The sequence below is a fragment of the Kribbella sp. NBC_00482 genome (assembly GCF_036013725.1).
In the GTDB taxonomy this organism is placed as follows: Bacteria; Actinomycetota; Actinomycetes; order Propionibacteriales; family Kribbellaceae; genus Kribbella.
The window spans coordinates 1,919,984-1,933,087 of the sequence record NZ_CP107881.1; the positions used below are offsets into that span (position 1 = coordinate 1,919,984).

General features: G+C 68.4%; 13 protein-coding genes. 2 read left to right on the top strand and 11 right to left on the bottom strand.

The annotated features are described in order from the left end of the window. Positions 1-39: 39 nt before the first annotated feature. The 11 genes from OHB24_RS09615 to paaN all read right to left on the bottom strand — a co-directional run bounded on the left by OHB24_RS09615 (position 40) and on the right by paaN (position 11,401). Positions 40-1,674, bottom strand: a complete 1,635-nt coding sequence (locus tag OHB24_RS09615; protein WP_327638609.1) for a hypothetical protein — start codon at positions 1,672-1,674, stop codon at positions 40-42. A gap of 142 nt (positions 1,675-1,816) precedes the next feature. Further along, complete coding sequence (locus tag OHB24_RS09620; protein WP_327638610.1) at positions 1,817-2,722, bottom strand: carbohydrate ABC transporter permease; 906 nt, start codon at positions 2,720-2,722, stop codon at positions 1,817-1,819. Beyond that, a complete protein-coding gene (locus tag OHB24_RS09625) occupies positions 2,719-3,618 on the bottom strand; it encodes a carbohydrate ABC transporter permease (RefSeq protein WP_130388134.1) in 900 nt (299 codons plus the stop codon). Before OHB24_RS09625 ends, OHB24_RS09620 begins: the two co-directional genes overlap by 4 nt. 43 nt (positions 3,619-3,661) lie before the next feature. Further along, positions 3,662-4,936, bottom strand: coding sequence for an ABC transporter substrate-binding protein (locus tag OHB24_RS09630; protein WP_327638611.1), 1,275 nt, complete (start codon positions 4,934-4,936; stop codon positions 3,662-3,664). 289 nt (positions 4,937-5,225) lie between these two features. Further along, positions 5,226-5,780: a hypothetical protein gene (locus tag OHB24_RS09635; protein ID WP_327638612.1), complete on the bottom strand. Its 555-nt coding sequence runs from the start codon at positions 5,778-5,780 to the stop codon at positions 5,226-5,228. After that, positions 5,777-6,340: a TetR/AcrR family transcriptional regulator gene (locus tag OHB24_RS09640; protein WP_327638613.1), complete on the bottom strand. Its 564-nt coding sequence runs from the start codon at positions 6,338-6,340 to the stop codon at positions 5,777-5,779. The genes OHB24_RS09635 and OHB24_RS09640 overlap by 4 nt, the downstream gene beginning before the upstream one ends. A gap of 38 nt (positions 6,341-6,378) precedes the next feature. After that, positions 6,379-6,897 (bottom strand): flavin reductase family protein, encoded by a 519-nt coding sequence (locus tag OHB24_RS09645; RefSeq protein WP_327638614.1) that lies wholly within the window; start codon positions 6,895-6,897, stop codon positions 6,379-6,381. Continuing rightward, positions 6,894-8,261 carry a serine hydrolase domain-containing protein gene (locus OHB24_RS09650; RefSeq protein ID WP_327638615.1) on the bottom strand — a complete coding sequence of 456 codons (1,368 nt, stop codon included), beginning with the start codon at positions 8,259-8,261 and terminating at the stop codon, positions 6,894-6,896. The genes OHB24_RS09645 and OHB24_RS09650 overlap by 4 nt, the downstream gene beginning before the upstream one ends. 62 nt (positions 8,262-8,323) lie before the next feature. Further along, positions 8,324-8,470, bottom strand: a complete 147-nt coding sequence (locus OHB24_RS09655) for an LPXTG cell wall anchor domain-containing protein (RefSeq protein ID WP_327638616.1) — start codon at positions 8,468-8,470, stop codon at positions 8,324-8,326. Positions 8,471-8,511: 41 nt separating this feature from the next. After that, complete coding sequence (locus OHB24_RS09660; protein ID WP_327638617.1) at positions 8,512-9,597, bottom strand: glycosyltransferase family 2 protein; 1,086 nt, start codon at positions 9,595-9,597, stop codon at positions 8,512-8,514. Between the two features lie 130 nt (positions 9,598-9,727). Then, positions 9,728-11,401 (bottom strand): phenylacetic acid degradation protein PaaN, encoded by a 1,674-nt coding sequence (gene paaN, locus OHB24_RS09665; protein WP_327638618.1) that lies wholly within the window; start codon positions 11,399-11,401, stop codon positions 9,728-9,730. A gap of 71 nt (positions 11,402-11,472) precedes the next feature. On the opposite strand from paaN, the gene paaI reads away from it, so the two are divergent. Next, positions 11,473-11,892, top strand: coding sequence for a hydroxyphenylacetyl-CoA thioesterase PaaI (gene paaI / locus OHB24_RS09670; protein WP_327638619.1), 420 nt, complete (start codon positions 11,473-11,475; stop codon positions 11,890-11,892). Continuing rightward, positions 11,889-13,091 (top strand): 3-oxoadipyl-CoA thiolase, encoded by a 1,203-nt coding sequence (gene pcaF / locus OHB24_RS09675; protein WP_327638620.1) that lies wholly within the window; start codon positions 11,889-11,891, stop codon positions 13,089-13,091. The genes paaI and pcaF overlap by 4 nt, the downstream gene beginning before the upstream one ends. Positions 13,092-13,104 lie beyond the last annotated feature (13 nt).

Consider the following 13,104-nt stretch of genomic DNA (forward strand, 5'->3'; position numbering starts at 1 on the left):
GCGGCTCAACAGCAGCGGGCACAGGCCCGGCGGATGAGATCAGCGCGGCAGGATCAGGGTGTCTGTCAGGAGTTTTGCGGTTTTTCGCAGGGTTGCCGGGGACGACGAGAGGTCGGTGGCGAGGGTGTAGGGGGTGAGGGTTTCGCCGGGGCCCACCAGGCGGTGGCGGTGGGCGAGGAGCCAGACGATGGCTCGGGGCCAGGTGGAGAGGCGGGCCTTGGTCAGGAGGTCGGGGGCGTCGCGGACCAGGCGTTCGGCGATGTCGAAGGCGTCCGGTGCGTACGCCGTACCGAGGGTTTCACCGGCCATCAGCCAGGCGTGCGGTGCGAGGACCGAGAGGGTCGCGGCCTGGTGGTTGTCCAGGCCGCGGAGGTCGGGCTGGGGCGGGGAGCCGAGGCCGGCCAGGGCTCGGTAAGCGTCTTCCAGGTCGTTGGTCGCGTCGTCGAGGAAGACCCGCTCGCCGGGCTTCGAGCCGACCGGGTCGATCATCGCGGCGGCTTCCAGTGCGGGTTGCCAGACGTCGACGGCGTCGATCGCCTCGTCGACGGCGTCCAGCGGCAGGTGGGTCCGCTCGCCGGCGAACTCGAGCCAGGCCTTCACGACCAGTGGGACCGCGTCGAAATAGGTGCTGTCAGCAAGCACCTTGCGCGGCAACCAGTGCGCGAGGAAGAGCTCCACCAGTACGCCGCTGACGCGCTGCGGACCGCCGACGGTGTGGTCGACCGCGTGATCGATCCACAGCCGGGCGATATCCGCGGCATCGTCGGGCAGACCAACGGCGTACCGCGACTCGAGGAACTCCTCGACCAGCTGCTCGCGCTGCCGTGGGGTCATCAGCGGGCGGATCGGCGGCCGGACCGGGCGCTCCGGCATCTGGGTCAGCCGGTTCACCAGCAGGCCGGTGAAGAACTCGAAGTCCTCGCTGACCGGCGGATCGTCGTAGTCGCGGGTCTCGCCCAGCGCCTGCAGGATGATGCCGGCCGCGATCGGCGGGCGCACGGTCCGGATGGTCACCCGGCCGCCGCGCTCGTACGCCTCCAGGACACGGTCGACCGGCGGGCCGACGAACACGTCCTTGATGATCGCGCCGAGGTTGTTGTCGATGAACACCACCACGGTGTGCGGGTGCTGCTCGTCGTCGTAGTCGAGCACGACGCTCAGCCCGTCACCGGTGATGTCCTCGGACACGATCGCGCTGGTCAGCCGGAAGCCCGCGATCCGGGTCACCCATTCCGGTACTTCGTCCTGCGTCCGCAACCGGGACACATGCGCCCGCTGCAGCGGCAGCCGTCCCGCCGGGCCGACCGTCCGGGCCAGGCTCGTCAGCAGGACGAACGACTCGAGGTCACGGCGCTCACCGAGCACCCGCGCCGCGTCGGCCCAGAAGAACCGCTCCACCTCGCCGATCTCGTCCGGGAGCCCGGCCGGCCACAGTTGGTCGGCGAGCATCGCGGCCGAGCGCGCCACCGACGCCTCGGCGATCACCGGATGCAGGGCGGCCGGCACCGCGGCCATGTCGAGGGCAAGCGTTTCCAGCAGGGTCTCCAGCACGGCGACACTCGGAGTGGTGTCGACATCCACAGCCACCGCCGGCGCGGGCGGCTCGCCCGGTTCGGAGCCGACGAGCCGCAGATGGCTGCGCCGTCCGTCCCGTCCACTCGGAGACTTGGTCACCTCCGTGAGATTACCGTCCGCACCCCCTCCCCCGCAGTCCGGTCAGCGCGCCCTGTGGACAACCCCGCCGTACGACTTTGAGAACCCACCAACCGTTTCGCGAGGGGAAATGTGGTTGGTGGGTTCTCAAAGAGGGTTGGCGTCAGCCCTTGAGGGCGCCGGCCATCAGACCGCCGATGAACCAGCGGCCCAGGAGGATGTAGACGAGCAGCGTCGGGAACGACGTGATCAGCGCACCCGCCATACTCGCCGCGTAGTCGACCTTCTGGCCGCCGGCCAGTGCTGCCAGGCCCAGGGTCACGGGGCCGTTGTTCTGCTGGGTGAGGAACAACGCGAACAGGAAGTCGTTCCACACCGAGGTGAACTGCCAGATCAGCGTCACCACGAACCCGGAGATCGAGATCGGCAGGATGATCCGGAGGTAGGTCTGGATCAACCCGGCGCCGTCCACCCGGGCCGACTCGATGATCTCGTTCGGCACGATCGTGGCGTAGTAGTTCCGGAAGATCAGCGTGCAGATCGGCAGACCGTAGATGCAGTGCGCGAGGATCAGCGTCGGCACGCCCCGGGTGACGTCCAGCTCGGTGAACGTCGTCCGCAGCGGCAGCATCACCGCCTGGTAGGGGATGAACATCCCGAACAGGATGAACGCGAACACGATGTTCGCACCGGGGAACCGCCAGCGGGCCAGTACGAACCCGTTCGCGGATCCGATCAGCGACGAGATGATCGCGGCCGGGATCGCCAGCGACAGCGACCGGATCATGTACGGCTGCAGGACGTCCCAGGCCTTGCGCCACGGCTCCAGCGTCCATTCCTTCGGCAGGTTCCACTGCGATGCCGCGGTGGTGTCGCCGGAGGTCTTGAAGCTCGTGACCACTACGACGTACACCGGGGTCAGCACGAACAGCAGGAACAGCAGCAGCAGGAGGTACCGCACGGTCCTGCTGCGCCGGGTCGACCCGTCCGCGATCACCCCGCGCTTCTGCGGCTTCCGGCTGATCGCCGCTGCAGCCTGTCCGGTAGCAGCGGCGGTCTCGGCGCTCATTCCTCGGTCTCCTGCCGGACGGTGTACGCGATGTACGGGATGACAAGGACAGCGACGACGGCGAGCAGGACGATCGCGATCGCGGCCGCCTTGGCCTGGTCGCTACGCAGCAAGGTGTTCCACATGTAGACCGAGGGCACTTCGGTGCGGAACTGGTTCGGCCCGGTGATCGCGTAGATCAGGTCGAACAGCTTCAGCGACATGTGCCCGAGGATGATCAGCGCGGACAGCGCGATCGGCGACAGCTGCGGGAACAGCACGTGCCGGTACAGCTTGAACTCCGACGCACCGTCCACCCGGGCCGCCTCGCGCAGCTCCGGCGGGATGCCCCGGAAACCGGCCAGGAACAGCGCCATGATGTACCCGGACAGCTGCCAGACCGCGGGCAGCGCGATGGACGCCATCGTCGTCCATCTGTTCCCCGCGGTCCACCACGAATTCTCCAGGAACCCCAGATGGAGGATCTCGAACAGCCGGTTCAGGCCGCGCGCGTCCTCACCCTGGGACGGGTTCAGCAACCAGCCCCAGACCACGCCCGAGGCGATCATCGAGATCGCCATCGGGAACAGGTAGACCGACCGGAAGATCGACTCGCCGGGCACGCCCTTCTCCAGCAGCAGTGCCCAGAGCAGGCCGAAGATCAGCGTGCCCACGATGAACGCCACCGTGAGCACGCCGAGGTTCTTCAGCGAGTTGATGAACCGCTCCTCGCCGAACAGGTGCCCGTAGTTCTCGAACCCGACGTAGTCCGCCGGGCCCTTGCGAGCGGTGTGCCTGTTCGTCAGCGAGGTGTTGAAGGACCACGCGATCAGCCCGTAGACGAAGTACCCGAGCAGCAGCACGGTCGGCAGCAGCACCAAGGCTCCAGGTCCCCAGGTGCGGATTCTCCCGTGCACGCTCAGTCCTCCAACTCGGATCGGTTCCGCAACTCGCCGTGCATCAGCTCGTCTTCATCGCGGTACCGAGTGCTGTCTGCAGCTTCGCGACGTCCTGGCCGCCGCTGAACTGGCTGAGCGCGGACAGGATGTCGTTGTTCTGGCCGAGGGTGCACGCGGCGCCGTGGGCGCAGGACGGGACGATCTTGTCCTTCTTCCAGTCCGCCATCGCCGACTGCTGATACTTCGGGTAGTCGGCCGGGCTGGCGTCCGAGCGGGCCGGGATCGAGCCCTTCTTGGTGTTGAAGGCCTTCTGGCCCTCCGCGGAGCCGACCGTCTTCAGCCAGCACTTCGCGCCCTCGGGGTCCGCGCCGTTGGTCGGCAGCGTGAACGAGTCGGACAGGAACTGGAAGTTGCCCGCCGTACCCGGAGCCGGCCAGTAGGTGTACGCCGTGTCCGGCACCTTGTCGGCGAGCTGCTGCGCGGCGACCCAGTCACCCATCACGAAGTACGCGGCCTGGCCCTTGTTCAGGTACCCCAGCGCGTCCGGCCAGTCGACCGACTCGCGGTCGGTGTTGGTGTAGGTCAGCAGCTTCTTGTACTTGTTCAGCGCGGCGGTCACGTTCGCGCCGGCCCAGTCGGTCTTGCCGTCCCACAGACCCTTGAAGCTGTCCGGTCCGAGTTCGGCCAGCAGCACGACCTCCATCACCATCTCCTGGGCGAAGCCCTTCGAGATGGCCAGTGGCGCCTTCACGCCGGCGGCCTTCAGCTTGTCCATGTCGGCGATCCACGCGTCCACGCTGGCCGGAGCCGTGGCGGGGTCCAGGTTCGCCTTCTTCAGTGCGGTCGGGTTCGTCCAGACCATATTGGCGCGGTGAACGTTGGCGGGGATCGAGTAGATCTTGCCGTCGACGGTCAGGTTGTCGATCAGGTTCTGCGGGAACGCCTTGTCCAGCCCGAATTCCTTGTACAGGCCGCTGACGTCGTCGACCTGACCGGCGTCGATGTAGTCCCGCAGCTCCGCCCCGGCGTGCGCCTGGAACGTGGACGGCGGCTTACCGGCCTGCAGGTCGTTGGCCAGCACCTGCTTGGCGTTCGAACCGGCGCCACCGGCGACGGCGGAGTTGACGAACTTGTAGTCAGCGCAGTCGGTCTTGAACACCGACACCATGCCGTCCAGCCCGGCCTTCTCGCCACCGTCGGCCCACCAGGTGAAGACAGTGACATCCTTGTTCGCGGCCGAGTCTCCGCCGCTGTCGTCGCTGTTCCCGCAGGCGCTCACCGCGAGAAGACCCGCCGCGCCCACCAGCGCCAGGGTCTTACTCAGACCACCACGCATGATTTCACTCTCCGATCAATAGATGGAGCCGCCTGTGACAACGATGCCCCCTTGACGGTGCAACTCTGGGACGGCGCGCACCGGGTGTCAACGTTCCGCGCAGGCGCGTTGCGCAGCCGTGACCCCGCGCACCTTGACAGTGTGAGAGCGCGCACATTCTTTGTTCGAACGGCCTTGCGCGCACTCGCGGTGCGCAAACGCTCAGGGCCGCAGCAGCACCTTGATCGCCCGCCGCTCGTGCGTCCCCACAGATGCATGAGGCAACGACCTTGGCGGGAGCCAGGCTGGATCAGGCCGGCACGGGTACGGGCTCGACCCGCTTCGCACCCCAGGCCAGCCAAACGCAGGCGACCGCGAGGAGTACGCCGTGACCGATCCGCAGTGCGGGCGGGCCGAAGAACTGGGGCAGGAACAGCCCGAACCCCACCGCGAACAGGATCGCCGGCACAGTACGAAGCCGAATCGCGAGGATGATCGCGCCCGCAGCCATGGTCAGCAGCCCGAGCCCGAACATCGTCATCGCGAACGGGTTGTAGCGCACGTCCTCGGCGAGGTCGAGGATGTTCGACTGGTGGGCGATCGCGTGCAGGCCGAAGTCCTCGGCGCCGTAGTACGGCAGCGTCAGGCCGGCGCCGATCCAGAACACGACGGCCGCCCTGCGGTCGAACTGCAGCAACGCGACCGCGACCACGATGAACCCGATCATCGCGCACAGGTGCGCGACCACCCACGCGGTGGAGCCCATCGCGGCTGCGGCGCCCGAGGTGGTCGTCTCGTCCTCCCACGGACGCAGGGCGGGGTAGAGCAGGAACAGCACACCTGCAACGGAGAGCGGAATCCTCATGAGTCTTTCCTCAGGCTGGCGAGATACATCTGGATGAGTTGGTCGTAGGTAGCGTCGAGGTCTTCGGGCAGGCCGAAGCCACCGCCGGACTCGATGGACGCGAAGCCGTGCACGAGCACCCGCAGGCGCCGGGTCGCATGCACCGCCGCCGGGCCCTCGAGCCCGTAACCGCGCAGCGTGGCGTACATGACGCCGACCAGCTTCTTGCCCGCCGCTTCCTGCACCGGATCGTGCAGCGGATCCATCGGCATCGCGGCGTACCGCTTCGGATGGGCGGCGACGTACGAGCGGTAGGCGTGCATCAGCGCGATGACCGCCTCGTCACCGCCCGTCCCCAGGACGGTGGCGGTGAACTGCTCGGTCATGTCCTCCAGCACCCGCACACCGACGAGTGCCTTCAGCTCGCCGAGGCTCGCCACGTGCTTGTACAGCGACGGTGTGGCGACGCCGCAGCCCTGCGCGACGGCGGCGAGCGTGAGGCCGTCCGGCCCGTGCTCGTCCACGATGCCCAGCGCAACCTCGACCACGGCAGCAGGCGTCAGGGACCGTTTAACGACCATAGCCAAGAGGCTAATGGCATTAGCCGACCGCGGTCAACTCAGATCGTCAGGTAGCGCCCGCGGCGATGGACAAGAGCTGGTACGTCGTCCGCGTCGAACTCCACGTGGGCGATCTCGAGTTGCACCTGCAATCCCCAGCCCACCTCGGGCGGATCGGGGTCGACGAGGGTGCAGCCGGCCCAGGTGCTGACGCCGACCGGCGCCGGCCCCCAGGCGGTGTCCGTCCAGTCGATCATCCGGAACGGCCCGCCCGGAGCGGGTGCGACGTACCCGAAGGCGTCGGCCAGCTGGCGGTGTGGTTCGCCGAGCAGCGACACCACAGCGGTCCTTGCCTCACGCAACGTTTCCCACAGGTCGGACTCCGCGTCGAGCAGCCCGATCACGTACCCGGGATCGCCGTCCGCCACGAGCATCGACGACACCGTGAGCCCGGCCCGCTTCCCGTCGTACGCCGTTGTCCACAGCCCGACCGGCGACGGTAATCGGCCGCGGAACCGCCGTACCGGACTCCGCTCGGACTCGGGCGGGAGGAACGGATGGTCACCGTGAATGGTCACGGGGCCACGGTAACCCGCTCCGGAAGGGTGAAGTCGTGGATGGGCTGCAGGCTCAGGCCGCTGGAGCCGTGAACCGACTCGACGGCGCCGTCGGCGTCGAACGTGAAGCGGTACGACTCGCCGTACGAGCCGTAGCCGTTGCCGCCGGTGACGCGGAGCGTGTCGCCGTCTGCCTCGAGCTGCTGCGGCTCGTCCGCCGGGTTCGGGCCGGACGGGTCGGTCGCGTACAGGCGGCCGCCGATGACGACGAAGTCGGTGACACCCCACAGGTTCGCGAAGCGGCCGGTGAAGCGCGCGAGGTCGCCTTCGCCGCGGTCCTTCGACTCGGCGAGGTCGAGGAGCCTGAACAGACCCTCGGCAAGCTGCGACGCGGGCCCGTCGATCGCGTTGGTCAGCACCGAGACGACGATCCGGTGCTCGGGATCGACGAGGGTCCTGGTGATGTGGCCCGGGTACCCGCCGCCGTGGCCGAACACCTCCCGGTCGCCGACCTTGTTCACCGCCAGGCCGAGGCCGTACCGCGCCTTCTCGTCCGCCCCGGTCGCCCACAGCGGGTGCTGCATCTCGCGCTTGGACTTGTCCGACAGCAGCCGGTTGTCGCCGGGCAGGTGCGCGGAGAAGTACGTCACCAGATCGCGCGCGTTGCCGAAGAACCCGGTCGCGGAGGCCAGCGCGCGGGTGTCGACATGCTCGATCGGGACGCGGGTGTCGGCGTACGACAGCGCGCTGTACCCGGCGGCGTACTCGTTCAGCCGGCTCGGATCCAGCTCCGGACCGAGACCCGACAGCCCGAGCTTGCCCACGATCGCGGTCTGGACGTACGAGTTGTACGGCGTACCGCTCGCCGCCTCGACGACGAGTCCGAGCAGGCCGTAGCCGATGTTCGAGTACTTGAAGCGCTCGTTCTCCGCGATCACGGCCGACGACTCGGCCCGCAGTACGTCGAGCAACTGGGCGCGATCGGGGAAGGCTGAGGACAACTGCCACCAGTTCGCGTCCAGGCTGTCCCGGGTCACGCCGCCGGCGTGCGCGAGCAGCTCCCGTACGGTCCGCTCGCCGACCGGCGTACCGACGATCTCGGTGACGTGCTGCGACACCTTGTCGTCCAGCCGCAGCCGGCCCTGCTCGACCAGCTGGAAGATCGCCGTCCCGGTGAACGTCTTCGAGTGCGACGCGATCCGGAACAGGTGCTGGTCGGTCAGGGGTACGTCGTTCTCCACGTCCGCCATCCCGTACGCCGCCGAGAACGCGATCGCGTCCTCGGCGTACACCGCGACCTGGACGCCCGGCACCCGCTGGTACCGCTGGTTGAACGCCAGCCAGCTGTCGTAGTAAGCGAGGGCCTCGGTCACGCTGTGTGTCACGGCGGTTCTCCTGCGAATCGGCGGATGGAGTTTCGTGTCATGCCTTCCGCATCAGGGTCTGCTCAACGACGCTTCGGCAGCAACTTGAGAACCGCGAGTCCTGCAAAGAGGAGTGCGAAACCCGCCACCATCAGGGCAAGGGTGTTGGTCATGGCTCCGGTGGCAGCGAGTGTCGTGCCGGCCGGGGTGAGGCTTTGGTGTCCGTACATGGGTATTCCTTTGTGATCAGTGGATTGAATGAACGGCTTCTTCAGGAAGCCGGTGAGACGACGTGATGCCAGCGGGCTTCGGCCTGCCGGATCGAGTCCCAGACGGAGCGGAGCAGAACGATCTGCAGGAACAGGTCGTACGCCCACTCGACCACCATCACGGCGGCCAGGACCATGGCTCTGGTACCGCGACGGCGAACCGTCACGACGCGTTCGGCGACGAAGACCAGACCAACTGCGAGCCACAGCGGCTGGACGTGCAGACCGTTACCGGCGGTGAGGATCGTGAGCAGTACGAAGCACCACATGGCGATCACTCCGACCCCCATGCCGGCCTGTTGCACGGCGTACGGGAGCGTGACCCGGTTGAGGCCGTAGGCCCGCAGGTTCTCGATCGCTCCGCGCTGCCACCGCAGGCGCTGGCGCCACAGGTCACGCCAGGTCGGCATCACCTCGGTGACGACCCAGCAGTCCGCCGGCGACACGCAGCGGTAGCCGAGGGACTTGATCGCCAGGGTGATCTCGTTGTCCTCGGTCAGCGCGGTGGTGTCGTACACCAGGCCTGCCGGTCCGGGCAGCCTGCTTCCCCGAGCCGCGGCGACGCCAGACAGTACGTCGACGCGGTGCAGAGTCGCCGTACCGGTGAGAACCATGGCCCGTCCGCGCTTGCGGTCGATGTCCCGGGCGTACCGGGCGTACTCGTTGCGCTGCAGCTCCCCGATCAGCCCGTGGCCGGACTCACCCCAGAACACACCACCGACCGCGCCGACGGACTCGTCGTCCAGCTCTCGGAGAGCGGTCTCGACGAACTGCGGCGCGAGTACGCCGTCCGCGTCCATCACCAGCACACGGTCGTCCGGCGCGAGGAGCTCGAGCAGGATCGACAGCGCCTGGTTCAGGCCGCCCGCCTTCTTGTCCACGTTGCCGACGGTCTCGAACACCTCCGCGCCCGCCGCCCGGGCCACGTCGACCGTTCCGTCGGTGCAGTTGTCCGCGACCACGACGACCCGATCGGGCCGCCGGGTCTGCTGCCACAGCGAGTCCAACGCGGCCGGTAGCGCCGCTTCCTCGTTGTGGGCAGGCACCAGCACCACTACCTGGGCATGACTGCCCGTCCCCAGTTCCACCCCAGCCCCCGTGTTGCAAGATAGTTCGACTCTCAGCTAACCGAGAGTATTGGGTCTGGGATCTCAAAAGGCAAGCGGTGGCACTCAGTTACTTTTTAACGTGAATCTCACCGTGTGTGCATGAACCCGATTACCCAACGTGGCGGCGGGACTGGATGACCCGGAAGCGGCTCGCGACGTAGGCCCCATCGGTGTACGTCGCGTTGGCCGCCGGGTTCGCCCCGGTGCCGTGGAAGTCGCTGAACGCGGCCGACTGGTTCACGAACACCTGGCCGGTCAGGTTCTCGGACAGCGCGACGCCGGCGTCGATGGCCGCGTCCCGGGCCTCGTCCAGGACCTTGGAGTCGGTCGAGTAGATCCCGGCGGTCATCGCGCCGCCCTCGGCGACGGTCGACCGGAGCAGGTCGATGGACTGTGCGGTGTCGGCCGTCCTGACCAGGAACGACACCGGGCCGAAGCACTCGCGCCCGTACACGTCGGCGTCGTCGGCGTCGATCGCCACGAGCAGCGGCGTACGGACCACCGCGTCCGGGAACGCCGGGTGCTGGATCGCGCGGGACTCCAGCACCACGTCGCCGTACTCCGGAGCGAGGTCGAGGCGGCTGATCACGGCCTGGTTCACGATGCCGCCGAGGATCTCGACCGCGCGGGCGTCGTCGCCGAGCAGCTTGCCGATCGCCGTCGCGAGCGCGGCGCCGACCTCCTCGAACGACTTGTGGCCCTCGTCGGTCTCGATCCCGCCGGCCGGGACGAACAGGTTCTGGGTGGTGGTGCACATCTGGCCGGAGTAGAGGGAAAGCGTGAAAGCCAGGTTGCCGGTCAGCGCCTTGAAGGAATCGGTGGAGTCGATGATGACCGCGTTGACGCCGGCCTTCTCGGTGAAGACGGTCGCCTGGGTCGCGTTCTGCTCCAGCCACTCGCCGAACTCACTGCCGCCGGTGAAGTCGATCAGCTTCACCTCGGGCCGGGTCGCCAGCGGCTTGGCCAGGCCGTCGCCGGCGCGCTCGGTCGCCAGGGTGACCAGGTTCGGGTCGAAACCGGCCTCGGCGAGCACCTCACGGCAGACCTCGACGGTGATCGCCAACGGCAGCACGGCCAGCGGGTGCGGCTTCACGACGACCGCGTTGCCGGTGACCAGCGACGCGAACAGACCGGGCCAGGAGTTCCAGGTCGGGAACGTGTTGCAGCCGATCACCAGCGCGACGCCGCGGCCGGTGACCGTGAACGTCTTCTCCATCCGGATCGGGTCGCCCTTGGCCGGCTTCTCCCAGGTCGCGGTCGCCGGGTAGCGGTTCATCTCCTCGTGCGCGTACGCGACCGCCTCCAGCGCCCGGTCCAGCGCGTGCGCGCCGCCGGCCTGGAACGCCATCACGAACGCCTGACCGCTGGTGTGCTGGACCGCGTTCGCGAGCTCGAAGATCCGCTGGTGCAGCCGGTGGAGAATCTCCAGCGCGACCCCGGTCCGCCCGTCGGTCCCGGCCCGCCGCCAGTCCGCGAGCCCCTGCTGCGCCGCCGTCAGCAGCTCGTCCAGACCGTCCTCGACCACCCGCGGGTACGAGACGTCCATCGCGATCCCGTACGGCGACTCCTCGGTGACGACGGTGCCGCGCGATCCGGGGATCTCGAGCGCGTACGTCGTCCCCAGATGGGCCTCGAAGGCGGCCTTGCCGTCGGCCGCCGCGGTCTCGCCGTAGACGCGAGGGCTCGGTGACTCCGGGAACGCGGAGTGGTAGCCGCGGTCGTGGATCGCCTTCAGCGCACCGTTGAGGCGCTCGCGGTGGGAGGAGAGCAGGTCGGTGGTCATGAGGGCGATGTTACAGTCGTTGACGCGATTCGTACTAGAGTGTCACAAGCCTCTTCTCGATTGGGCAACGTATGGACGACTTGGCGGCCCGGGTGGCGGCGGCGATGTGGGCGGAGGACACCGCCAGCGCCGGGCTGGGGATGCGGCTGGTGGCGGTCGGCGAGGGTACGGCGCGGCTCGAGATGCCGGTGCGCGAGGACATGGTCAACGGGCACGGGATCGCGCATGGTGGATTCGTGTTCTGTCTGGCCGACTCGGCGTTCGCGTTCGCCTGCAACTCGCGCAACCAGGTGACGGTCGCGCAGGCCTGCGACATCGTGTTCGTCGCCCCGGCCCATCGCGGCGATCTGCTGGTCGCCGAGGCCCGGGAGCGGACGACGTTCGGCCGGAACGCGATCTACGACATCACGGTCACCCGCGACGACGAAGTGATCGCCGAGTTCCGCGGCCGCAGCCGCCAACTGTCCGGAACCATCTTGGAGGAGTCATGACGCGCGAGGCCTTTCTGGTCGACGGGGTCCGCACCCCGATCGGGCGGTACGGCGGGGCGCTCGCCACCGTCCGCCCGGACGATCTCGCCGCGCACGCGATCTCGTCGCTGCTGAACCGGACCGCGCTGGACCCGGCGCGGATCGACGACGTGATCCTCGGCTGCGCGAACCAAGCCGGCGAGGACAACCGGAACGTCGCGCGGATGGCGGTGCTGCTGGCCGGTCTGCCGGAGTCGGTGCCCGGAACGACGATCAACCGGCTCTGCGGATCGGGCCTGGACGCGGTCGCGTACGCCGCTAGGTCGATCATTTCCGGGGACAACGACATCGTGGTGGCCGGCGGAGTGGAGTCGATGTCGCGGGCGCCGTTCGTGATGCCGAAGGCAACGACCGCGTTCTCCCGGCAGGCGGAGGTCTTCGACACCACAATCGGGTGGCGGTTCGTCAATCCGGTGCTGAAGGCGCAGTACGGGATCGATTCGATGCCGGAGACGGCCGAGAACGTCGCCGCGGAGTTCTCGATCTCTCGCGAGGACCAGGACCTGTTCGCGCTGCGCTCGCAGCAGCGGGCCGCCAAGGCGCAGGCCAACGGGCGGCTGGCCGAGGAGATCGTTTCGGTCGACGTACCGGGTAAGCGCGGAGCGGTGACTGTTGTTGATGTCGACGAGCATCCGCGCGAGACGTCGCTCGAAGCTCTTGCCGGTTTGAAGACTCCGTTCCGATCGCCCGGGACTGTGACCGCGGGGAACGCGTCAGGGGTGAACGACGGCGCAGCGGCCTTGCTGGTGATGAGCGGTGAGGCTGTGGAGCGGCACGGCGTGACGCCGTTGGCCCGGGTCGTGGGGACGGCTGCTGCCGGCGTACCGCCCCGGATCATGGGGATGGGACCGGCGCCCGCGACGCGGAAGCTGCTCGAGCGCACCGGGGTCGCGTTGTCCGACATCGACGTGATCGAGTTGAACGAGGCGTTCGCGGCGCAGTCGCTCGCCGTACTGCGTGAGCTCGGCGTGCCCGACGACGCCGAGCACGTCAACCCGAACGGCGGCGCCATCGCCCTCGGCCACCCGCTGGGGATGTCCGGCGCCCGCCTCGCTCTCACCGCGGCCGTGGAGCTTCGCCACCGCGACGCCCGGTACGCGCTGGCCACCATGTGCATCGGCGTCGGCCAGGGCATCGCGACCCTGCTCGCCCGTCCCTAGTCGTGAGGAGCTC

Coding starts and splice junctions, on each gene's coding strand:
- OHB24_RS09620 (WP_327638610.1), bottom strand. CDS start 2,722: ATGAGCGCCGAGACCGCCGCTGCTACCGGACAGGCTGCAGCGGCGATC.
- OHB24_RS09630 (WP_327638611.1), bottom strand. CDS start 4,936: ATGCGTGGTGGTCTGAGTAAGACCCTGGCGCTGGTGGGCGCGGCGGGT.
- OHB24_RS09635 (WP_327638612.1), bottom strand. CDS start 5,780: ATGAGGATTCCGCTCTCCGTTGCAGGTGTGCTGTTCCTGCTCTACCCC.
- OHB24_RS09640 (WP_327638613.1), bottom strand. CDS start 6,340: ATGGTCGTTAAACGGTCCCTGACGCCTGCTGCCGTGGTCGAGGTTGCG.
- OHB24_RS09655 (WP_327638616.1), bottom strand. CDS start 8,470: ATGTACGGACACCAAAGCCTCACCCCGGCCGGCACGACACTCGCTGCC.
- paaN (WP_327638618.1), bottom strand. CDS start 11,401: ATGACCACCGACCTGCTCTCCTCCCACCGCGAGCGCCTCAACGGTGCG.
- paaI (WP_327638619.1), top strand. CDS start 11,473: ATGGACGACTTGGCGGCCCGGGTGGCGGCGGCGATGTGGGCGGAGGAC.
- pcaF (WP_327638620.1), top strand. CDS start 11,889: ATGACGCGCGAGGCCTTTCTGGTCGACGGGGTCCGCACCCCGATCGGG.